The sequence below is a fragment of the Micromonospora sp. BRA006-A genome (assembly GCF_033433935.1).
Taxonomy (GTDB): domain Bacteria; phylum Actinomycetota; class Actinomycetes; order Mycobacteriales; family Micromonosporaceae; genus Micromonospora; species Micromonospora aurantiaca.
Map to the genome: position 1 here is coordinate 3,601,935 of NZ_JANCLW010000001.1, position 19,361 is coordinate 3,621,295.

General features: G+C 75.1%; 19 protein-coding genes. 8 read left to right on the forward strand and 11 right to left on the reverse strand.

The window, feature by feature from the left end:
- Positions 1-74 precede the first annotated feature (74 nt).
- The gene (locus NMK34_RS16375) at positions 75-491 is read right to left on the reverse strand and encodes a DUF6069 family protein (protein WP_318334127.1); all 417 of its coding nucleotides are present in this window, start codon (positions 489-491) and stop codon (positions 75-77) included.
- 169 nt (positions 492-660) lie between these two features.
- On the opposite strand from NMK34_RS16375, the gene NMK34_RS16380 reads away from it, so the two are divergent.
- From NMK34_RS16380 to NMK34_RS16395, 4 genes are all read left to right on the forward strand, one after another.
- The gene (locus NMK34_RS16380; RefSeq protein ID WP_318334128.1) at positions 661-1,764 is read left to right on the forward strand and encodes a sensor histidine kinase; all 1,104 of its coding nucleotides are present in this window, start codon (positions 661-663) and stop codon (positions 1,762-1,764) included.
- The gene (locus NMK34_RS16385; RefSeq protein WP_318334129.1) at positions 1,761-2,429 is read left to right on the forward strand and encodes a response regulator transcription factor; all 669 of its coding nucleotides are present in this window, start codon (positions 1,761-1,763) and stop codon (positions 2,427-2,429) included. The genes NMK34_RS16380 and NMK34_RS16385 overlap by 4 nt, the downstream gene beginning before the upstream one ends.
- Before the next feature lie 242 nt (positions 2,430-2,671).
- Complete coding sequence (locus NMK34_RS16390) at positions 2,672-3,154, forward strand: hypothetical protein (protein ID WP_194799418.1); 483 nt, start codon at positions 2,672-2,674, stop codon at positions 3,152-3,154.
- 73 nt (positions 3,155-3,227) lie between these two features.
- Positions 3,228-3,869, forward strand: a complete 642-nt coding sequence (locus tag NMK34_RS16395; protein WP_318334130.1) for a class F sortase — start codon at positions 3,228-3,230, stop codon at positions 3,867-3,869.
- Positions 3,870-3,872: 3 nt separating this feature from the next.
- Here NMK34_RS16395 and NMK34_RS16400 read toward each other — a convergent pair whose 3' ends face one another.
- Positions 3,873-4,874, reverse strand: coding sequence for an aminoglycoside phosphotransferase family protein (locus tag NMK34_RS16400; protein ID WP_318334131.1), 1,002 nt, complete (start codon positions 4,872-4,874; stop codon positions 3,873-3,875).
- An 87-nt stretch (positions 4,875-4,961) separates the two neighbouring features.
- Here NMK34_RS16400 and NMK34_RS16405 point away from each other — a divergent pair, with 87 nt between their 5' ends.
- From NMK34_RS16405 to NMK34_RS16415, 3 genes are all read left to right on the forward strand, one after another.
- Positions 4,962-5,360, forward strand: a complete 399-nt coding sequence (locus tag NMK34_RS16405) for a YchJ family protein (RefSeq protein WP_318334132.1) — start codon at positions 4,962-4,964, stop codon at positions 5,358-5,360.
- 223 nt (positions 5,361-5,583) lie between these two features.
- Complete coding sequence (locus NMK34_RS16410) at positions 5,584-6,282, forward strand: hypothetical protein (RefSeq protein WP_318334133.1); 699 nt, start codon at positions 5,584-5,586, stop codon at positions 6,280-6,282.
- Positions 6,279-6,668 carry a VOC family protein gene (locus NMK34_RS16415; RefSeq protein ID WP_318334134.1) on the forward strand — a complete coding sequence of 130 codons (390 nt, stop codon included), beginning with the start codon at positions 6,279-6,281 and terminating at the stop codon, positions 6,666-6,668. Before NMK34_RS16410 ends, NMK34_RS16415 begins: the two co-directional genes overlap by 4 nt.
- A gap of 35 nt (positions 6,669-6,703) precedes the next feature.
- Here the strand turns inward: NMK34_RS16415 and NMK34_RS16420 are convergent, their stop codons facing one another.
- From NMK34_RS16420 to NMK34_RS16460, 9 genes are all read right to left on the reverse strand, one after another.
- A complete protein-coding gene (locus tag NMK34_RS16420) occupies positions 6,704-7,090 on the reverse strand; it encodes a DUF2267 domain-containing protein (RefSeq protein ID WP_318334135.1) in 387 nt (128 codons plus the stop codon).
- A 132-nt stretch (positions 7,091-7,222) separates the two neighbouring features.
- Positions 7,223-9,085, reverse strand: coding sequence for a transketolase (locus NMK34_RS16425; RefSeq protein WP_318334136.1), 1,863 nt, complete (start codon positions 9,083-9,085; stop codon positions 7,223-7,225).
- Positions 9,086-9,165: 80 nt separating this feature from the next.
- A complete protein-coding gene (locus NMK34_RS16430) occupies positions 9,166-10,407 on the reverse strand; it encodes an MFS transporter (RefSeq protein WP_318334137.1) in 1,242 nt (413 codons plus the stop codon).
- Positions 10,408-10,610: 203 nt separating this feature from the next.
- The gene (locus NMK34_RS16435; RefSeq protein WP_412098892.1) at positions 10,611-11,627 is read right to left on the reverse strand and encodes a mechanosensitive ion channel family protein; all 1,017 of its coding nucleotides are present in this window, start codon (positions 11,625-11,627) and stop codon (positions 10,611-10,613) included.
- A gap of 74 nt (positions 11,628-11,701) precedes the next feature.
- Positions 11,702-13,015: a hypothetical protein gene (locus tag NMK34_RS16440; protein ID WP_318334139.1), complete on the reverse strand. Its 1,314-nt coding sequence runs from the start codon at positions 13,013-13,015 to the stop codon at positions 11,702-11,704.
- Between the two features lie 54 nt (positions 13,016-13,069).
- Positions 13,070-14,704 (reverse strand): serine/threonine-protein kinase, encoded by a 1,635-nt coding sequence (locus NMK34_RS16445; RefSeq protein ID WP_318334140.1) that lies wholly within the window; start codon positions 14,702-14,704, stop codon positions 13,070-13,072.
- 304 nt (positions 14,705-15,008) lie between these two features.
- A complete protein-coding gene (locus tag NMK34_RS16450) occupies positions 15,009-16,796 on the reverse strand; it encodes a hypothetical protein (protein ID WP_318334141.1) in 1,788 nt (595 codons plus the stop codon).
- Positions 16,797-16,838: 42 nt separating this feature from the next.
- The gene (locus tag NMK34_RS16455) at positions 16,839-17,279 is read right to left on the reverse strand and encodes a DUF4395 domain-containing protein (protein WP_318334142.1); all 441 of its coding nucleotides are present in this window, start codon (positions 17,277-17,279) and stop codon (positions 16,839-16,841) included.
- A 115-nt stretch (positions 17,280-17,394) separates the two neighbouring features.
- Entirely contained in the window at positions 17,395-17,841 is a 447-nt protein-coding gene (locus tag NMK34_RS16460; RefSeq protein ID WP_318334143.1) for a thioredoxin family protein, read from the reverse strand.
- Positions 17,842-18,064: 223 nt separating this feature from the next.
- On the opposite strand from NMK34_RS16460, the gene NMK34_RS16465 reads away from it, so the two are divergent.
- Entirely contained in the window at positions 18,065-19,198 is a 1,134-nt protein-coding gene (locus tag NMK34_RS16465; protein WP_318334144.1) for an N-acetylmuramoyl-L-alanine amidase, read from the forward strand.
- Positions 19,199-19,361: the final 163 nt, after the last annotated feature.

Below are 19,361 nucleotides of genomic sequence, written 5' to 3' on the forward strand. Positions count from 1 at the left end.
GGAGGCTGGTTCTGATGGTCCGGGCCGCCTGCCCCCGTCGCAGCGGTCCGGACCCGTCAGCGGATCGCCGCGCGTCAGCGGGCGGCGGTCCGGCGCAGGCCGGTGATCAGCACCGCGCCCGCGACCAGATGCAGCGCCACGAGCGTCAGCGTCGCCCCACTCCCCGCTCCCCCGCCCAGCGGCCCGAGCAGGGACACCAGCAGCACCAGGCCCGCGACAGCGGTCCAGGCCGTCCGGGCGCGGGCGGTGAGCCGCTCCAGCAGGGCCAGCAGCGCCCAGCCGGCCAGCCCGGCGAGCAACGTGCTCACCACCACTGCCACCGGCGTCACCCGCTGGTCCGTGGAGCCGCTACGCGCGATCAGCTCCACCCCCGCGACCGGTACCGCGACCACCCAGCCCAGCAGCGCGGCGGCGGGCGCCGCGAACACCGTGAGCAGGCGGTCCCGGCGGCGGTTCGGGCGGGCGGCGACGGTCGGGATCGTGGTCTCCATCGGTGACTCCTCCACATCGGGACGACTGCCGGAGACGCTAGGTCCGGCGGGCCGCCGCGCGGATCGGGCCGCGGAGCGGTTCCCGGCTCCGTCGCCGGAACGACCACCGGCCCGGATCTCCGTCCGGCGACCGATGAGAAGCGGTGGACCGGCGGCCTAGCATCCGGACATGAGGTGCGCGTCCCGGTCCCGGTTCCTGCTGCTGCTCGACGGCGGCATCGCCACCGTGAGCATCGCCGTCTGCCTGCTCGCGCTGCTGGCCTCCGACGCCGGCCCGGACACGCCCAGCGCGACCGCCGTCGCGGTCGGCCTCGCCGTGGCGCAGGCGAGCTGTCTGCTGTGGATCCGGCGCCACCCGGGGTACGCCCTCGGCGTCGCCGCGCTGGCAGGCGTCGGCTTGGAGGCGCTCTGCCCGCAGCTCGGCTGGCTCGGCCTGGTCGCGGTGCCGATGGCGTACACGGCCCGGCTGCGCCCGCCCCGGTACTCGCTCGTCGCACTCGGGCTGCTGCTGGCGCCCACGCCGTGGAAACTGGTCACCGGCGGCTGGCGGGACCTGCTGCTGGCGGTGACCGCGCTGGGCCTGAGCTGGACGCTCGGCGAACTGCAGCGGGGCCAGGCGCAACGGCGCTGCGCGTGGGAACGGCAGGTGCTGGCGGCCGAGCGGGAACGCATCTCCCGGGAACTGCACGACGTGGTGGCGCACCACGTCGCGGTCATCGCGGTGCAGGCCGCCGCCGCCGAGGACGTGTTCGACGAGCACCCGGCACAGGCCCGCGCCGCGCTCGGCGCGATCGACACGGCGGCCCGGTCGGCGCTGACCGAACTGCGGGCCATGCTGCACGCGCTCGCCGTCGACGACGGGTCCGAGCAGGGCGGGCCGCAGCCGGGTCTGGCGCAGCTCGACGCGCTCGCCGACGCGGTCCGGGCGGTCGGTCTGCCGGTGACGCTGCACCGGGAGGGCGACGGCGAGGCGCTGCCCGGCGGGGTGCAGCTGTCGGCGTACCGGATCGTGCAGGAGTCACTGACGAACGCGCTGCGCCACGGGCACGCCACCCGCGCCGACGTGGACGTCCACTACCGCGACGGCGTACTGCGGCTGGAGGTCGTCAACGACGGCCCGGCGCCCGCCCGCCGGCCCGGTACGCCAACCGGGCGCGGCATCGTCGGCATGCGGGAACGGGCCCGGCTCCTCGGCGGCACACTCGACGCCGGCCCGCTGCCGGCCGGCGGATTCCGGGTCCACGCCCGGCTTCCGGTCGGAGCGGGCCGGTGACCGTGCGGGTGGTGGTCGCCGACGACCAGGAGCTGATCCGCGCCGGGCTGCGCACCGTCCTCGACGCGCGGCCCGACCTGAGCGTGGTCGGCGAGGCCGCCGACGGCGTCGAGGCGGTCACGGTGGCGACGCGGACGAGGCCGGACGTGGTGCTGATGGACGTGCGGATGCCCCGCCGCGACGGCATCGCCGCCACCCGGGACCTGGTGGCCGCCGGCAACCCGGCCCGGGTGGTCATGCTCACCACGTTCGACCTGGACGAACACGTCTACGGCGCGCTGCGCGCCGGGGCGAGCGCGTTCCTGCTCAAGGACACCCGCCCGGCCGACCTCGCCGAGGCGGTACGCGTGGTGGCCCGCGGCGAGGCACTGCTCGCGCCCACCGTGACCCGGCGGCTGCTGGACCGGTACGCCGACCGGCTGCCCGCGCCCGCGCCCACCGCCGACGCGCTCGCCGTGCTGACCGCCCGCGAGCGGGAGGTGCTGACGCTCACCGCGCGGGCACTGTCCAATGCGGAGATCGCCGCCCGGCTGCACCTGAGCACCGCCACAGTGAAGACACACGTCTCGGCGATCCTCACCAAGCTGGGCCTGCGGGACCGGATCCAGGCGGTGGTGCTCGCGTACGACACCGGACTGGTCCGGCCGGAGCCACCGGTCCGGTAGGCGCCGAACCGGACAGCGGACCCAGACGTGCCGAACCGGGACGGCACGCCGCCCGGCCTGGCCCGGCATGTCCGCCGTCTCGTGGCGGCAGGGAGCACACCGGACGGCAACGAAGATTTCTCAATTACCCCCAGTGACCGCCGCAACCCTCCTAGTGTTGACCACACCGGTGCTCGTCACGGAGTTGGCCACCCGAACGACGTCCCACGCCTACAGCGGACGAAAAGTGAGGGAAGACGCGGATGAAGGCACAGTCATTTCTCGGATCGGCGGCGTTCGGCGTGGGCCTCGGCGCACTGCTGCTCCCGGCCGCCGCGCTGGCGGACACCAGAGTCTCACCCGCCACCACCCCGGTCGGCGGCACCGTCGTGCTGACCACGACGTGCAACCCGAACGCCGGTGACGCGATCTTCCGGGTCACCGGCCCGGACCGGGACCAGAACGTCCGGTCCACCACTGCCGCCGCAGGCGGTGGCCTGAGCGCCGAACTGTTCACCGCCGGGTTCACGCTCGGCACGTACACCGTCGCCACCACCTGCGGCGACGGCAGCGACGGCGGCAGCGCCACGTTCACCGTCACCCCGATCGGCGGCGCGCAGGCCGGTGGCGGCGGACGCGACGGCGACACCGGAGTGCTGATCGCCGGTGGCGTGCTGGCCGCCGGTGCGCTCGCCGGAGGCGCGTACGCGGTCATCCGCCGGCGCCGGGCGGACGCCGTCGCCTGACCGGCTCGCCGAGCGGTCCGCCCGCGCCGGAGCATCCGGCGCGGGCGCCGCGTCCCTGTCGGACGGAGGTGGGATGCTGTCGGAGTCGCAGCGCCGGTCGCGCCTGCACGCCGCTGTTGTGGTCACCGCCGTCACGGTGGCCGCCGCCACCGGCGCCGGCCTGGTCTCGGCCGGGCTCGGCACCACGTCGGCGTCACCACCACAGCCCGGCGTCTCCGCCGCACCGGCGACCGAACGCCCGGGTACGGCAGGCCCCGCGCTGCCCCGCGCCACGCCGGTGCGGGTCACCATCCCGCGCATCGGCGTCGACGCCGAGATCGTCCCGGTCGCCACCGACGCGGACGGCGCGCTGGAGGTGCCGCCCCTGGAACGCCCGGAGGTCACCGGCTGGTACCACCCCGGTCCCGCCCCCGGTCAGGCCGGCAACGCGGTGCTGGTCGGGCACGTCGACTCGCAACACGGCCCGGCGGTCTTCTTCGACCTCGGGCGGCTGCGCGGCGGCGACACGATCCGGGTGCTGCGCGCCGACGGGCGGACCGCGACGTTCACTGTGGACGGCGTCGGGGCGTACCCGAAGGAGCGCTTCCCCACCGCGCGGGTCTACGGCGGCGACGCGGCGGCGCGGCTGCGGTTGATCACGTGCGGCGGGCGTTTCGACCCGCGGACCGGCAGCTACCCGGACAACATCGTCGTCTTCGCCACCGCGACCCGGTGACGCTCAGTCCGCCAGGTCGGCCAGTTCCGCGTCGAGGAGTTCGGCCAGCAGCTCCACCCGGCCCGGGTCGTTGCCGGCGGTGATGTTCCGGCTGGGCATCTCGACGGTCATCAGCAGGTAGAGATACAGCCGGTACAGCCCGAGCCGCCGCCGCGCCCCGGCGTCCAGCGGGAACGGCGCCGCCGCCCGGTAGGCGCGTACCAGGGGGTCGTCCGGGTCGTCCTCGGCGCGCCGGAACAGCAGCGGCGACACGAGGTCCATCAGCGGATCGCCCCACAGGTACCGCTCGCCGTCGACCAGGCCGGTGAGCCGGGGCTTGCCGTCCGGCCCGTCCACGGCGAGCACGTTCCCGGCCCAGCCGTCGAAGTGCAGCAGCGCCGGACGGCGTACCGCGTCGAGCACCCACGCGTGCCGCGCCACCAGCTCCCGGATCCGGGTCGCGGGCACCGGCAGCGGCACCGCCCAGTCCGCGGCGTCGGCGAGCATGTCGTCCACCATGGCCGTGTACGCGTCCCGCCACGTCGCGCCGGAGGCCCGGTCGCCGTCGTAGCCGTACCGCTCGCCGGTGACGCCGTGCAGCGCGGCGAGCGCGCGGCCGAACTCGGCGCGCAGCGGCCCGACGTCCGCGCCGGCCCGGCTCAGCTCCCACAGGGTACGACCTGGTAGCCGCGCCATGAGCAGCCAGTCGCCCAGCGCGGGGTCGGCGCCGTGGTGCAGCAGCGCCGGCGTCGGCACCCCCGGTGCGCGGTCGGCCACCAGGCGCAGGTAGTGCGCCTCCGCGCCGATCATGTCGCGCTCGTAGCGCAGCAGCGGTACGTGCGGCGGCGGGCCGACCTTGAGCACCACGTCACGGTCGTCGGTGAGGCGTACCCACCAGACGGCGGCGAAGCCGCCCCCGGTCAGCGGCCCGCAGTCGGCCACCTCGGCGCCGGTCCCGAGCGAGGCGGTGAGGTAGCGGCGGACCTGCGCGGGGTCGAGGACACGCTGAGTAGGACTCACACTCATGAGGGTAAGGAAGGGCCCCCTGTTAACGCCTCCGGTAGAGGAAGGGCCCCCTGTTAACACCTTCCCGACGCTTGGGAGACTCGTGCGATGACGAGACGGGGCGAACGGACGGCGGCCTGCCCGTGCGGCACCGGCCGGCCGTACGCGGACTGCTGTGCCCCGGTCCACCGGGGCGAGGCGACGGCGGCGACCGCGGAGGCGCTGATGCGGTCCCGGTTCAGTGCGTTCGCGCTCGGCGACGCCGCGTACCTGCTGCACAGCTGGCACTCCACCACCCGCCCCGACCGCCTGGAGCTGGACGCGGGCACCCGCTGGAGCCGGCTGGAGATCGTGGGGACCGGTCAGGGCGGCCTGTTCGACAGCGCCGGTACGGTCCGGTTCCGGGCGCACTACCGCGAGGACGGCCGGGCGGGCGTGCTGGCCGAGCACAGCCGCTTCGCCCGCGAGGACGGCCGCTGGGTCTACCTGGACGCGCTGCCCGAGTGACGCGGCCCGGCGCGCCGGCTCCCACGGCACGACGATCCGGCCTACACTGAGGCTCGGCGCCGTCCCGCGCCCCACCTCCTTCCCGGTGCCCACGCCACCGGCCCGCGGAGGCAAAGGGAGCCTCGAGCCCTCGGGACGCGACACCTGACCACCGCGCGGCAGCCGCACGGCACGGTCGCCGGAAGCGTGGGTTCCCCGACCGGGTCGTGACAGGGAGCGCGCGATGACCCGTCAGAGGTCCTTCAAGTCCCGGGTACGCACCCGGATGGACAAGACCGGCGAGAGCTACACCACCGCCCGCCGGCAGTTGCTCGGCAGAGCCGCACCCGCGCCGTCCCCGACGGCGGCCCCCACCGGTGGGCGAACCCAGCAGGACCGCATCTCCGATGCGCTCCTGCGCGAGCGGACCGGGCAGGACTGGGCCGGCTGGTTCGACCGGCTCGACGCGTGGGGCGCGGTCGACCGGACCCACACCGAGATCGCCCGTTGGCTGGTCGACACCCACGGAATGCCGGGCTGGTGGGCGCAGACGGTCACGGTCGGCTACGAGCAGGCACGCGGCCTGCGCGCACCGGGCCAGCGGCGGGGCGGCGGGTTCGAAGCCGCCGGCAGCCGGACCGTCGCCGTGCCGGTGCAGACACTGTTCCAGGCGTTCGCCGACGAGGCGACCCGCCGGCGGTGGCTGCCCGGCGTCGAGGTGCGGGTGCGTACCGCCACAGCGCCGAAGACGTTCCGGGCGGACTGGGCGAACGGTCCGAGCCGGATCGTGGTCGGGCTGACCGCGGTGGGCGCGTCGAAGTCGCGGGTGGCCGTGCTGCACGAGAAGCTGGCCGACGCCGCCGAGGCGGAACGGCTCAAGGCGTACTGGCGGGACCGGTTGGGCGCGCTCAAGGCGCTGCTGGAGCGGGAGTCGGCCCGATGACCGGCGCGACCTTCGTCAACCTCCCGGTACGTGACCTCGACGCCGCGGTGGCGTTCTTCGCCGCCCTCGGGTTCGTCCCGGTGCCCCGGCCGCCTGGTGCGCCGGGCGCGCAGCTCACTTTCGGGGCCACCACGCACCTGGTCCTGCACCTCCCGGCCGCCTTCACCGCGTTCGCCGGCGTCGACGTCTGCGACACCGCGACCGCCCGGGAGGTGATCGTGGGCCTCGCCGTGGATCGCCGCGAGCAGGTGGACGCGCTGGTGGAGCGCGCGGTCGACGCGGGCGGGAGCGCGCTCGGTCCGGGTCAGGATCTCGGCTACCTGTACATGCGGGGCTTCCGGGATCCCGACGGCCACCAGTGGTCGTTCCTGCACCCGGCGGGCTGATCCGCGCAGTCGGTTCGAACCGGCCCGGCCCGCCTCTACCTCCGAGGGGCGGGCTGGGCCAGTTCGCCGATCTCCCGCGGCAGCTGGGACAGCGCGCGGTCGAACTGGGCCGGCCCGATCACCCGGTGCAGCGCCTGCAACACCGCCCGCGCGCCGCGCTCGGCGTCGGACGGGGTCGCGCCGGAGCGCTCGGCGACCCGGCGCAGGAATTCGTCGTACCCGAAGACCTCCGGATCCTCGACGCGGGCGCGGGCCAGCAGCGGACGCAGCTCGTGCGCGACGTGCGCGGACAGGTCGTCGGCCTCGCCGCCGCTGATCCGTTCGGCGAGCGTGCGCAGTGTCGCCTCGGTCAGCGCGCGGGCCGTCTCGACCGGCACGCCGGCGCGGGCGGACACCCGCGCGTAGAACTCCGGTTCGGCCATGGTCCGTCCTCCCGTCGCAACGGCAGCGTGGCTACCCGTCGTCGGCCGCGTCAAACCCGGCCGCGAGCGCCGTCGGCCCGGCTGACCCCGCCGCAGCCCGGGGCCCACGCCGCCGGTCCAGGCGACACCGTCTCAGGCCAGGGCCCGCGCCGCCGAGACGATCGCGCCGACGCCGATGCCGGCCCGGTCGAACTGCTGGGCGGGGGTGCCGGAGCCGGGCAGCCCGCGTACCGCCAGGTGGTTGACCCGGGCCGGTTCGCCCAGGTCGGCGAGCGCCTCCAGCACCGCGGACCCCAGCCCACCCTCCGGGTAGTGGTCCTCGACCACGACCAGCCGCCCGCCGGTCTCCACGACGGTCGCGGCCAGGCGCTGCCGGTCCACCGGCTTGATCGAGTACAGGTCGATCACCCGGGCGTCGATGCCCTCGCGGGTCAGCTCGTCGGCCGCGGCGAGGCAGAGGTGCACCGTGACGCCGGTGCCGAGCAGCGCCACGTCGCCGCCGGCGCGCACCATCCGGCTGCCGCCGATCGGGAACGGCTCGGCGTCGTCGTAGAGCACCGGGTACTTGCCGCGCGTCGTCCGCAGGTAGCTCACGCCCGGGTGGTCGGGCATCTGGGCGACGAGCGCCGCACAGGAGACCGCGTCGGCCGGGCACAGCACCGTGGAGCCGGGCACCGCACGCAGCGCCGCGATGTCCTCCAGCCCCATCTGGGACGGGCCGTCCGCGCCGATCTCCACCCCGGCGTGCGACCCGACGAGCGCGATGTCGGCCCGGGAGACCCCGGCCATCCGGATGAAGTCGTAGGCCCGGGACCAGAACGCGGCGAACGTCGCCGCGAACGGCCGGTAGCCGCGCACCGCCAGGCCCACCGCCGCGGCGGCGAGCTGCTGCTCGGCGATGAACATCTGGAAGAACCGATCCGGGTACGCGGCGGCGAAGCGCTCCGCCCGGGTCGAGTCGCTGACCTCTCCGTCGAGCGCGACCACGTCGGGCCGGGCGGCGCCGAGGGCGCGCAGCGCGTCACCGTACGCGTCCCGGGTGGCGACCTTCGCGCCGCGGGAGTACCGGGGCAGTTCCGGCTGTCCGTGCTCGGCCGGGGCGGTGCGCGGCGCTGCCGGTGGTTTCGGTCCGGCGACCCGGATGCGCCGGGGGCCGCCGAGCGCGCGTACGGCCCGGTCGGCCAGTTCCGGGTCGAACGGCCTGCCGTGCCAGGCCGGGTCGTTCTCCACCTCGGGTACGCCCTTGCCCTTGACCGTGCGGGCCAGCACCACTGTCGGCCCGGTGGCGTCGCGTGCCTGCCCGTACGCCTCGTCGATCGCGCCCGGGTCGTGGCCGTCGACGACGATCGCCCGGCAGCCGAACGCCTCGACGCGCCGCCGGTAGGTGTCCAGGTCCCACTCCAGTTCGGTGGGGCCGCGCTGGCCGAACCGGTTGACGTCGACGATCGTGGTGAGGTTGCGCAGCCCGTAGTGGCCGGCCTTGTCCAGCGCCTCCCACACCGAGCCCTCGGCGGTCTCGCTGTCGCCGCACAGCACCCAGACGTGGGCGGGCGACCGGTCGAGGTACTGGGCGGCGAGCGCCACCCCGACGCCGACCGGCAGGCCCTGCCCGAGCGAGCCGGTGGCGACGTCCACCCAGGGCAGCACCGGTGTGGGGTGGCCCTGCAGGCGCGACCCGGACCGCCGGTACGTCTCCAGCAGCTCCTGCTCGCTGATCGCGCCGGTGGCGCGGAACACCGCGTACAGCAGTGGGGAGGCGTGTCCCTTGGAGAAGATCAGGTGGTCGTTGCCGGGGTTGCCCGGGTAGGACCAGTCGTAGCGCAGGTGCCGGGCGACGAGTACGGCGAGCAGGTCGGCGGCGGACAGGCTGGACGTGGGGTGCCCGGAGCCGGCCATCGTGCTGCACCTGATCGCGTCCACCCGTAGCTGGGCGGCCAGGTCCGCCAGCCCGGTCAGCTCCTCGTCGCGCAGCGTGCGCTCTGCTTCCAACGTCACCGCGATCGTCTCCCGGGGTCGCCGAATTCCCGGACCAACGCTAGGCCGCGAACGCGACCATTGGTCCCTTTTCTGCCGATTCATGCTCGACCGGTGAGCAGCCAGAGCGCCACCAGCAGGTACGGCAGCACCGCGACCGCGAAGGCAGCCGGGTTGCCCACCGCACCGGCGAGCAGCCCGTACCCGGCGTAGAAGGCGACGATGGTCAGGTCGGTGGCCATTCCGGCGAGCGAGGTGACGGTGGCCCGGGCCGACCCGGTGATCCGGGCCTGGAGCCGCACGTCGGCGAGCACGGTGGCCAGTTGGAACGCGGCGAACGCCGCCGCCAGCAACACGAACCCCGCCGGGTGCCGCAGCAGCGCCCCGGCGGCGGTCGCCGCGGCCGCGAACACGAGCAGACCGGCGTACCCGCGGTGGGACAGCCGCTCGCCCAGCGGCGCGAGCAGCCCGCCCACAGTCATCCCGGCCCACACCAGCAGGAGCAGCAGCGGTACGCCCACCTCGGCCATGCCGGTGTCGGCGGCCAGCAGGCCGGTGTACTCGTCGAGCCCGCCCCAGATCGCGGTGACGGCCGCGACCAGCAGTACGGCGGCGCGGACGCGGCGGTCGGCGCGCACCTCGCGCAGGCCCAGGCGCAGGCTGTCCAGCCAGCCGGGCCCGTCGTCACCCGGCCCCTCCCCCGGCGCGGCACTCGCGCGCGGCCCGTCCGGCTCGCCACCTGGAACCGGCGCGGACGGTGGGGGGCGGTGTTCCGGGAAGCGGGCCGCGACGGCAGCCGCCAGCAGGCACGTCGCCACGCTCGCCGCACCGACCGCGAGGTAGCCGCCGAGCGCGTACACCGGCCCGGCGAGCACCCCGGAGCCGACCGCGCCGAGCACCTCGGCGGTGCGGGTCCGGCCGATCAGCCGGGCGTACCTGTCGGCCGCGCCGAGGCGTTCCAGCTCGGTGAAGACCAGCGCCTCGAGCGCCCCGGAACGCAGCGCGCCACCGGCGCCCCAGAGCAGGAAGCCGACGGCGAACGCCGGATAGGACGGCAGCAGCACCCAGAGCGCGAACCCGGCGGCGGCCAGCAGCGGCGCGAGGCAGAGCAGCAGGCGGCGCGACACCGCGTCGGCCCACACGCCGGAGGGCACCTCCAGCACGATGCCGGCGGCCGCCCAGAGCACGAACAGCGAGGAGATCTGCCCGACCGACAACCCGGTGTCGGCGAACAGCAGCACGTAGAGCGGGTAGAGCAGGACGAGGTCGGTGAGGAACGCGTACCCGTAGAGCGTCGCCGCCAGACGGCGGGTCGCTGGTACGCGGGCAGGAGCGACGAGCATGGAACCTTCCCACGGGACGTGACGGACACCGGTCGGAATGCACGGCGTCCGCGGCGGCCCGCGGCCTCGTCGCTCAGGAAGGCATCAACATCGCCAGGTCATGCCGGGATCCTATCCGCCGCGAGCCGCTCGGTGGTCCCCCGGCGGGCACGAGATCGGGGCGGGACCGTGCGGTCCCGCCCCGATTCGTCGCCGCTGTCGGGTCAGCGGCGGAACTTCTCCACGTCGGCCTGCGGGATGACCATGGTGGCCTCGCTGTCCGCGGCCTGCTCGGCGGTCGGCTGACGCGGCGTGGTCGGCTGGGTGCGGTCGGAGTCGGCGTACGCCGGGATGTGCTGCGTGGCCTCCGCGCCCGCCTGCGACGGCACCGGCTCGGTGGGGTCCGCACCCGTGGCGGCCGGGGTGGCCGGGTAGGCCGGGACCGGCTGCGTGCGGTCCGCCTCGGCGTCGCGGCTCACCGGCTGGGTCAGCTCGGAGTCCGCGTACGGGCCGGTGGCGGCCAGGCGGGCCTCGACGTCACGACGGCCGGCCTGGTACGCGCGGGCGTGCGTGGCGATGGTGCGCGACTCCTCCTCGGCCCGGGTCAGCCAGTTCTCCCAGCGGCTCTGCATCGGCCGGACCAGCCCGCCGCCGACGCCGACGACCAGGATGCCGCCCACGGTGGCGAGCACCGCGATCAGCACCGGGGTGGTGACGGTGGTGGCGACGCCGATCTGGTTGAGCGCGGCGATGACGCCGAGGCCCAGGATGAACACCGAGGCGAGGTTCGCCAGCACCCGGCCGTACGAGAGGCCGCCGAGCGCGCTGGAGATGATGTCCTTCACCGCGCGGGCGATGGCCGCGGCGACCACCACGATGACGATGGCGACGAACGCCCGGGGCAGCCACGCGATCACACCGGCGATCAGGTCGGAGATGGGGTTCGGGCCCCAGATGCCGAACGCGAGCTGCAGCGTCACCAGCAGCACGCCGTAGTAGGCCAGCTTCGCGACGATGTCGCTGGCGTCGTACTTCGAGCGGGCCAGCGCGGTCTTGATCCCGCCGCGCTCCACGGCCCGGTCGAAGTGGACCCGCTCCAGGACCTTGTCCACGAGCTTCAGCACGGCCTTGGCGATCAGCCAGCCGACGATCAGGATCGCGACGAACGCGACCGCCTTGGGCAGGAACAGCATCACCGAACGGAACGCGTCGCCCACCGCGTCCCCGAAGTTGTCTCTCATCGAAGGGCCTCCACGTACGTGGTCCATGTTTGTTCGGGTGGGGCTACCCGGACCCGCGCGCGGGGAAACGCGGGTCAGCCGCCGGGGCAGCGGTAGACGACCCGGGTGCTGGCCTGCGCCGTCGACGGTTCGACGATGTTGACGGTGGCGATCCCGGTGGTGGTCCCGGCCCCGGTGAACGTCCACTTCAGGGTGAGCGCCGCCGTGTGCTGCCCGCTGCCGACCCGCTCGGTGAGCACGGCGCCGGGTGGCGCGTCGGAGCGGAACCACTGGTACCTGATCGTCCCGCCACGCCCGTTGGTGCGCACGGTGGCCACCACGTCGACAGTCACGTCGCAGGCGGCCCCGGCCGGCCGGGGCACCGCGACGGTGACCCCCTCGACCTCCAGCGGGCGCAGCCGCTGCCACAGGTAGAGGCCGACGGTCAGCAGCAGCACCACGGTGAGGAGCGTGGACAGTACCGAGACGGCGCGACGCCAGACCGGGCGCGGCCGGATCGGCGGTGCGGTGGGCCAGGGCGGCGCGGGCGGCGGCGTCGCCGGCACGCCCGGCCCGAAGCGCAGCTCACCGCCGGGGGCCGGCACGCCGCTCGCCGCCCGCGCGTGGCCGGTCCGATCCGGGTACGCCCCGACACCCGTCGCCGCCGTCCCGGTGGGTTGGCCCTGATGCGGTACGCCGGTGGGTTGCCAGGAGGCGGTGGGCTGCCACGACGCTGTCGATTCCGCGCCGGGCCGCTGGGCCGGTTCCCCGCTCGGACGCGGGTAGACGGTGGCGTGCCCGGTCGCACTTGCCGGTGCCGGGCGCATCTGGACCGTCGCCTCGCCCGCCGGATCAACCGAAGACGACCGCAGGCTCACCGTCTGCTCGTCGGCTGGACCGTCCGGAGCCGTGCCGGGGTGGACCGTCGCCTCGCTCACCGAGCCGACCGAGGCCGGACGCAGACTCACTGTCTGCTCCCCCGCCCTGCTGTCCGGACCCGCCGGGAGGTGAACGGTCGCCTCGTCCGCGTCGTCTGCCCGGCCCGGCCTCAAGTGCATGGTCGGCTCGGCAGCCGGCGGTGCCGCCGTGGCCGAGACGGCGAGGTCTGCGGTGCGGTCGTCCCCGCTGGGGATCGCCGTCAGGTGGACCGTGGGTTCGGCGGTAGGTGGCTGGTCGGCCGCCGCCCCGGGGAGGTGGCCGGTGGGCTCCGCCCGCTCAAGGGCCAACGACACGGTCGGCTCCGCTTTCTCGGGGGCCGACTCCGCCTGCGTGACGGCGAGCGGCACCGTCGGGTCGGCGTCGGCTCGGGGGCGGACCAGGTGCACGGTGGGCTCGGCGGCGTCCGCGTCGCCGGTGATCGGCAGGGCGCGGGTGGGCAGCGCCTCGGTGGGCTCGTCGGGGCGGGTCACGCCGACCGTCCCCGGGACGGGCTGCGGTGCGGGGCAGCGGGCACTGTCGTACTCCTAGCCGGGGGTGCAGTCGTGGTAGAGCGTCACGTACACCGGTGACGTCGAGGTGGTCGTGTTGCCGGCGGCGTCGGTGGCGGTGACCCGGATGGGGATGCGGGCGCTGCGCTTGGGCGTGGACAGCGGGCCGAGCGTGCCGGTGAACAGCCCGCGCCCGGCGGCGGCCATCCGGATCGTGCCGGTGGCGCCGTCGACGGTGTAGCCCAAGGTGACGGTGAGCGCGGCCGGACCGCTGCGGTCGTCGGTGACGGTGGCGGTGACGGTGCTGCTCTTGGCGCCGTAGGGGCATCCCTTCGGGTCCAGCTCGCCCGGGTCGGCGCTGACGCCGTCCACGACCGGCGCTGTCACGTCCGGTGGCGGCGGGCTGGTGGTGCGCGACGCGCTGGGGGTGGGTGTGCCGGTGCGGGCCGGCGTCCCGGTCGGGTCGGGGGTGGCGGACGGCGCGGGAGGTGGCGGCGCGGCGGACACGGCGGACGGGCTGGGCGTCGGTGACGGGCTCGGCGTCGCGGTGCCGGTCGGGTCCGGTACGGGTACGCCGGTGGTGGCGGGAGCGGCGCTCGCCGGGCCGGTCGGTCCCGCGGCGGACGTGTCGTCGTGGGCGGCGTAGCTGTAGCCGGCGCCCCCGGCCAGGACGGCGGCGACCAGGGCGCCGGCGGCGAGCGCGGTGCGGGCGCGGCCCTTGCGGAACCGTCCGGCCCGGCCGGTGGTGGTCGTGCCGAGTTCGGTGTGCGCGACGGCGGTGGCGCCCTCGGCCCGGTCCGGGAACGGCCACAACGCGGCCAGCAGCAGTGCCCGCCGGGCCAGCTCGCGCAGCCCGCGTTCCTCCCATTCCGGGCCGTAGCCGGTGCCGGCGACCCGTTCCAGCAGGTCCAGGAACGCCTCGGCGGACGGCGGACGCTCGTCGGGGCGTTTGGCCATGCCGTGGCGCAGCAGTTCGTGCACCGGCGGGGGTGCCGCCTCGGCGGGGATCGGCGCGCTGGCGTGCTGGTCGCGCAGGGAGAGCAGGTCCGGTCCCTGGTACGGGGGCCGGCCGGTGAGGCACTCGAAGAACGTGGCGGTGGCGGCGTAGACGTCGCACGCGGGGCTTGCCGGGGCACCGGTCCACTGCTCGGGGGCCATGTAGCGGGGCGTGCCGGACACCGTGGTGTCGGAGCCCTGGCCGATCGGCATGGCGATGCCGAAGTCGGCGAGTTTGCTCAACCCGGTGCCGTCGACCAGCACGTTCTCCGGTTTGTAGTCGCGGTGCACGACACCGTGGGCGTGCGCGGCGGCCAGGCCGGCGAGTGAGCCCTTGAGGACGCAGAGTGCGGCCTCGGGTGTGGTCGGGCCGTGTTCGCGCAGCATCTGGCGCAGGGAGACGCCGTCGACCAGTTCCATCACGATGGCCGCGCCGTGCGGGCTCTCCACGTACTCGTAGAGGCGGCTGACGTGCGGGTCGTCGATCTCGCCGAGGAGCCGGGCCTCGGTGCGGAACGCGGTCCGGAAGGCCGAGTCCTCGCCCAGGTCGCGGATCAGGTACTTGATCGCGACAGGGGTGCCGGTCGGGTCGTGGGTGGCGAGCACGACGCTGCCCGACGCGCCGGCGCCGAGCCGGCGGACCGGGGTGTATCCGGACAGTTCCCAGCCGCTCATGCGACAGACTCCACGGCGTCCCACGGGCGGATGTCGGACGCCGCCTCGCTCGTCATTCTCACCGTGGCGCAGCCGCCGGCCATCGCCGCAACGGCTGCTTCCGGACGCCGGTCGGCGCCCGGTTCCCCGCGCGGCGCGGCGCGGCACGACAGGTGGTCGGTATCGGACACACCGCCACGATTACCAGACCCCGGCAACCACCGTCAGCTCGTCGATCATGAAGTTGACAGGAACAAAGAGGACAGACATCGCCGCCAACTTCATGATCGACGGAGAGGGAGCACGGCGGGTGAGAGGGCGCGGGTCAGAAGCGGCGAGGTGCGGGGATGCCTGCGGGTGGAGGGGTGCGGAGCAGCCAGAGGGGATTGCTCGCGCCGACTATCGCGCCGTCGCGGTCGCGGACCTGGGTGCGGACGTACGTGCCGGCGCCGACGCGCACGGGGAGGTCGTACCAGCCCTGCCGCAACCGCCGCCAGGGCACCTGCCCGACCCGGACCGCCGGTGTCGGGTCCGCGACACCGGCCCGGTCGACCTCACCGGTGACCGTCTCCAGCGTGGCCCCGGCGGGCAGGTCGGTGGCGCGCAGCCGCACCGTGACGGTGTCCTCGGTGAGCACGGCGAGCGCGCCCATCGCGCTGCGGCCGCCCAGTTCCAGGTCCAGCGCGCCCCGGTAGCCGGTCAGGTCGGCGAACCACGCCTGCCCGGCGCGCAGCGCCGCGACCAGGTCGTCCCGGCCGGTCGAGGCCGCCCACACCGAGGTGACGTTGCGGTCCCGGCCGGCCCGCCAGTCGGTGCCGTCGTGGTCGTCGGTGACCCCCACGGCGGTGAGCGGGATCGCGTTGCGGGCCGCCACGTCGTACGCCCAGAGGTGGTCCTCGACCGGCCGGCGTCCGATCTCGATCAGGTCTACGCCGAGCGCGTCGCGGGTGACCAGCAGGCGGGCCAGTGATTCGCGGCGTTCGGTGTCCAGCGGGTGGTTCCAGCACACCACCCCGCCGTGCGCGTGCAGGAACTCCACCATCCGCTCGGTGGCGTCGACGTCGTTGTCCCGGTACGGCGGGGACGGGAAGCGCGGCAGCGTGCCGTCGCCGCCGAACCAGTTGAGGTGCCGCACCATCGACACCTCGTACGCCCGGTGGTGGGTGACGCCGGGGTACGCGCCGTCGTAGCCGCGCAGCACCTCGGCGCGCAGCTCCTCGCCCGCCTGGCCGGCGCGGCGGGCGCGGTCGAAGACGAGCCGGTCCACCAGGTACGCGCCGCGCCCGCCACCGGCCACTGTCACGCCGAGGCGCAGTCCGCGCAGCGAGTTGTCCCCGGCGACGATGTCGGGCCAGAGCCGCCGTACGTCGGCGAGCAGGTCGAACGTGTGCCGCCGCCAGGCGCCGGGCGGGGCGGGCAGCTCGACGGTGCCGTGCCGGCCGTCGACAGTGTGCCGGACCGTGTCGACGCCACCGAGGCGGTAGCGCAGCACGAGCTGCCCGGCGGGCCGCCCGGGTCCGGCCGGGTGGTGCGACAGCGCGAGTTCCACGGTGAGCGTGGCGTCGCGGCCGGCCGCCTCGGGGCGTACGTCGAGGTGCAGTGTGGTGTCGGAGATGTTGGAGGTGTGCGTCCAGTTCCACGCCTTGCCCGCGTACCAGAGGGTGCCGGAACCGGCGGCGGTGAGGCGCAGCGCGCGGCCCGGACCGTCGGGGGCGTCCGGCGCTTCCACGAAGTCGGCGGCCGAGCTGGTCAGCCGTCCCTCGGTGGCGGGCTGCCAGGTCCAGGCCAGGCCGCCCTCGCGTTCCTCCGGGCCGTCGAAGTGGACGACCCGGCGGTGGTCGTGGGCGGCGACCCGGAAGTCGTGGTCGGTCCACCACAGCACGTCGACGCCGTTGCGGCGGGCCTGGTCGAGGTGGGCCGCGTAGCTGGCCACGCCCTCGCTGAACGAGGCGTGCAGGTGCATCGCCATGCTGACCGGCCGCCGGCCGCGCGGCGGGGGCGGCGGCCCGTCGTTCGTGGCGGCCAGCCCGATCGGCACGCCGATCCCGGCGACCGCCAGCCCGCCCGCGGCGACGAGCACGCTGCGCCGGTCCAGCCGCCCGCGACCCGCCATGCCACTCCCCCCGTCCGCCGGAGCCAGCGTACGGGCGGAACCTCAGCGCGGGGGCACCGCCACCCGGGCGGCGAGCGGACGTCCCGCCAGCCGCCGGATCGTCAGGTACGCCTCGCAGCCGAGGCAGAGCCCGAACGCGGCGTTTCCGAAGGCGGCGGCGAGCGCCGCGCCGGTGGCGGCCAGGCCGAGCGCGGGCAGCCCGGCGAACCAGCCGGCCGCGCCGGCGACGCTGAAGACCAGGCCGACGACCTGGGCGAAGCGCACCGGCGAGACCGGCTCCAGCTCCGCCGGCGGGTCCAGCCGGGGCGCCACCAGGGCGCGGAACAGCAGGCCGTACGGCCCGACGCGCGGGTTCAGGGCGGTGAGCGCGAACACGACGGCCTGGGCGAGCAGGAGCAGCCCGGAGCCGGTGACGAGGACGATCGCGAGGACGACTGTGGTGAGGACGGCGGCGAAGCGCGGTCCCCGGGGGTCGAGCAGCATGGGGCGGGTCCGTTCGTGCGGGGGGCGGTCGGTCAGGCGGGACGCGCCGCCGCACAGAGGCTCGTGGCGAGCCGGCCGTGGTCCACCACCCGGCGGCGGGTCAGCCGTACGCCGGTCAACGCGCCGCCCCGGCCGTGAGCGCGGCGATCAGGTCGTCGCGGTCGGGCACGCCGGCGGCGCGGCGCACCACGCGGCCTGCGGCGTCCACCACCAGCACCGTCGGGGTACGCCACACGTCCAGTTCCCGGGCCGCGTCGAGGTGTGCGTCCACGCCGACCTCCAGCACCACGACCCGGTCGAGGCGGGCGGCGACGTCGGCGAGCACCCGGCGGGCGGCCCGGCAGGGCGCGCAGACCGGGGCGGAGAACTGCACCAGTGTGACCTCGCCGGGGCGTACCCCGAGGGCGGTGAGGGTGGCCCGGTGCGGCGCGTCGGCGGCCGGTGGGCGCTTCCGGACGGCGCGCAGCCGCCCGTCGTGGCGGCGGCGCCACCAGCCGAACGCGGTGGCGCCCGCGAGCACCGCGACGAGCACGACGATCCCGGTCAGGCTGGGCGACTGCACCGGCCCAGGCTGCCACGGCGGGTCGCGGAAGACCATGGTCCGTCCCGGTCAGCGGACGTGACATCGCCTACTCCGGCGGTAGGAGCAACCGGCTCACCGGCCGGTGAACGTCGCTTTTGTCCTCTGGCGCGCCGCGCGAGCTTGGCAATATTCTCCACCACGCGCGCAGTCGTTGCAGTTCCTTTACATCGCCCGGCGCCGGCCGGGCCATCGAGGAGGCGAGATGCACTTCGACCACCCCGAGCTGGACCGCCGTACGCTGCTGCGGGCCGGCCTCGGCGCCGCAGCGGTCGCGGTCGTCGGCAGCGAACTCGCCCTGCCGGCCGCCGCGCACGCCGCGCCGGGCACGGACCTCGACTGGATCATCAGTTGCGACGAGTGGGCCGCCCGCCCGCCGGCCGACCCGCTGTCGGTGAGCGCGATCCCGACCAACAAGATCATCGTGCATCACATGGCGTTCCCGAACGTCACCGACTACTCCGAGGAGCACGCCAAGCAGCTCGCCCGCGACTGCCAGGACCTGCACATGGACGGCAACGGCTGGTCCGACACCGGGCAGCACTTCACGGTGAGCCGCGGCGGTCACGTCCTGGAGGGACGCCACGGCAGCCTGGACCGGCTGCGGGCCGGTGACCGGCAGATGATCGCCGCGCACTGCCCGGGCGAGAACGGGCGGGCCATCGGCATCGAGAACGAGGGCACCTACGTCACCGAGACGCCGCCGGAGGAGCTGCTCGACTCCCTCGCCCGGCTGTGCACCGCGATCTGCCGGCAGTACGGGCTGCACGCGCACGACATCTTCGGTCACTGGGACTTCCGCGCCACGCTCTGCCCGGGCGCGATGTTCTACCGGGAGTTCCCGGCGCTGCGCCGCGCGGTGTTCCAGAAGCTGGGCACGAAGCCGGGCGACGTGCCGGCCCGCCGCTGGCCCGACATCTGGCGTTTCGTCGGCGGCCCGGTGGTCCAGGTCGCGCAGTATCTGCTCACGTTCCGCGGCTACACCGTGCCGGTGAACGGCGTGTTCGACGCGGCCACCGTCGCCGCGGTCCAGGACTGGCAGGCGCGCAACGGCGTCCCGGTCGACGTCGACGCCACGCTCACGGCGCCGACCTGGGAGACCCTGGCCCCGGAGCTGGACCAGAAGTCGTCGGGCGTCCCGGTGGTGGCCGCGCAGTTCATGCTCGCCTCCAAGGGCTACGCCGAGGTCACCGCGACCGGCGAGTACGACCACGCGACCCGCACGGCGGTGAAGGACCTCCAGCGCCTGCACGGACTACCGCCCAACGGCAAGATCAGCACCACCACGTGGTGCGCGCTGGTGGGGGGTGTGGTGCGCCAGTCGTTCCACAAGCACTGACGGCGCACCGGCGGGGAGAGCGGTGGGGGTGGCAACGGCGCCACCCCCACCGCGTCGTTGCGGCCCGGATCGCGGCGAAACGTCGGCATTGACGGCTGGTGAACGACGGCTATCCCGGACGGCGGTGGTGCGCCGATCATTGCCCGCAGATAGATATGAGTCA

What these genes read in the sequence shown, in the direction of transcription:
- NMK34_RS16435 (WP_412098892.1), bottom strand. Translation starts at nt 11,627, where the DNA reads ATGAGAGACAACTTCGGGGACGCGGTGGGCGACGCGTTCCGTTCGGTG.
- NMK34_RS16380 (WP_318334128.1), top strand. Translation starts at nt 661, where the DNA reads ATGAGGTGCGCGTCCCGGTCCCGGTTCCTGCTGCTGCTCGACGGCGGC.
- NMK34_RS16390 (WP_194799418.1), top strand. Translation starts at nt 2,672, where the DNA reads ATGAAGGCACAGTCATTTCTCGGATCGGCGGCGTTCGGCGTGGGCCTC.
- NMK34_RS16455 (WP_318334142.1), bottom strand. Translation starts at nt 17,279, where the DNA reads ATGCTGCTCGACCCCCGGGGACCGCGCTTCGCCGCCGTCCTCACCACA.
- NMK34_RS16400 (WP_318334131.1), bottom strand. Translation starts at nt 4,874, where the DNA reads ATGAGTGTGAGTCCTACTCAGCGTGTCCTCGACCCCGCGCAGGTCCGC.
- NMK34_RS16410 (WP_318334133.1), top strand. Translation starts at nt 5,584, where the DNA reads ATGACCCGTCAGAGGTCCTTCAAGTCCCGGGTACGCACCCGGATGGAC.
- NMK34_RS16430 (WP_318334137.1), bottom strand. Translation starts at nt 10,407, where the DNA reads ATGCTCGTCGCTCCTGCCCGCGTACCAGCGACCCGCCGTCTGGCGGCG.
- NMK34_RS16395 (WP_318334130.1), top strand. Translation starts at nt 3,228, where the DNA reads ATGCTGTCGGAGTCGCAGCGCCGGTCGCGCCTGCACGCCGCTGTTGTG.
- NMK34_RS16445 (WP_318334140.1), bottom strand. Translation starts at nt 14,704, where the DNA reads ATGAGCGGCTGGGAACTGTCCGGATACACCCCGGTCCGCCGGCTCGGC.
- NMK34_RS16450 (WP_318334141.1), bottom strand. Translation starts at nt 16,796, where the DNA reads ATGGCGGGTCGCGGGCGGCTGGACCGGCGCAGCGTGCTCGTCGCCGCG.
- NMK34_RS16405 (WP_318334132.1), top strand. Translation starts at nt 4,962, where the DNA reads ATGACGAGACGGGGCGAACGGACGGCGGCCTGCCCGTGCGGCACCGGC.
- NMK34_RS16415 (WP_318334134.1), top strand. Translation starts at nt 6,279, where the DNA reads ATGACCGGCGCGACCTTCGTCAACCTCCCGGTACGTGACCTCGACGCC.
- NMK34_RS16420 (WP_318334135.1), bottom strand. Translation starts at nt 7,090, where the DNA reads ATGGCCGAACCGGAGTTCTACGCGCGGGTGTCCGCCCGCGCCGGCGTG.
- NMK34_RS16375 (WP_318334127.1), bottom strand. Translation starts at nt 491, where the DNA reads ATGGAGACCACGATCCCGACCGTCGCCGCCCGCCCGAACCGCCGCCGG.
- NMK34_RS16465 (WP_318334144.1), top strand. Translation starts at nt 18,065, where the DNA reads ATGCACTTCGACCACCCCGAGCTGGACCGCCGTACGCTGCTGCGGGCC.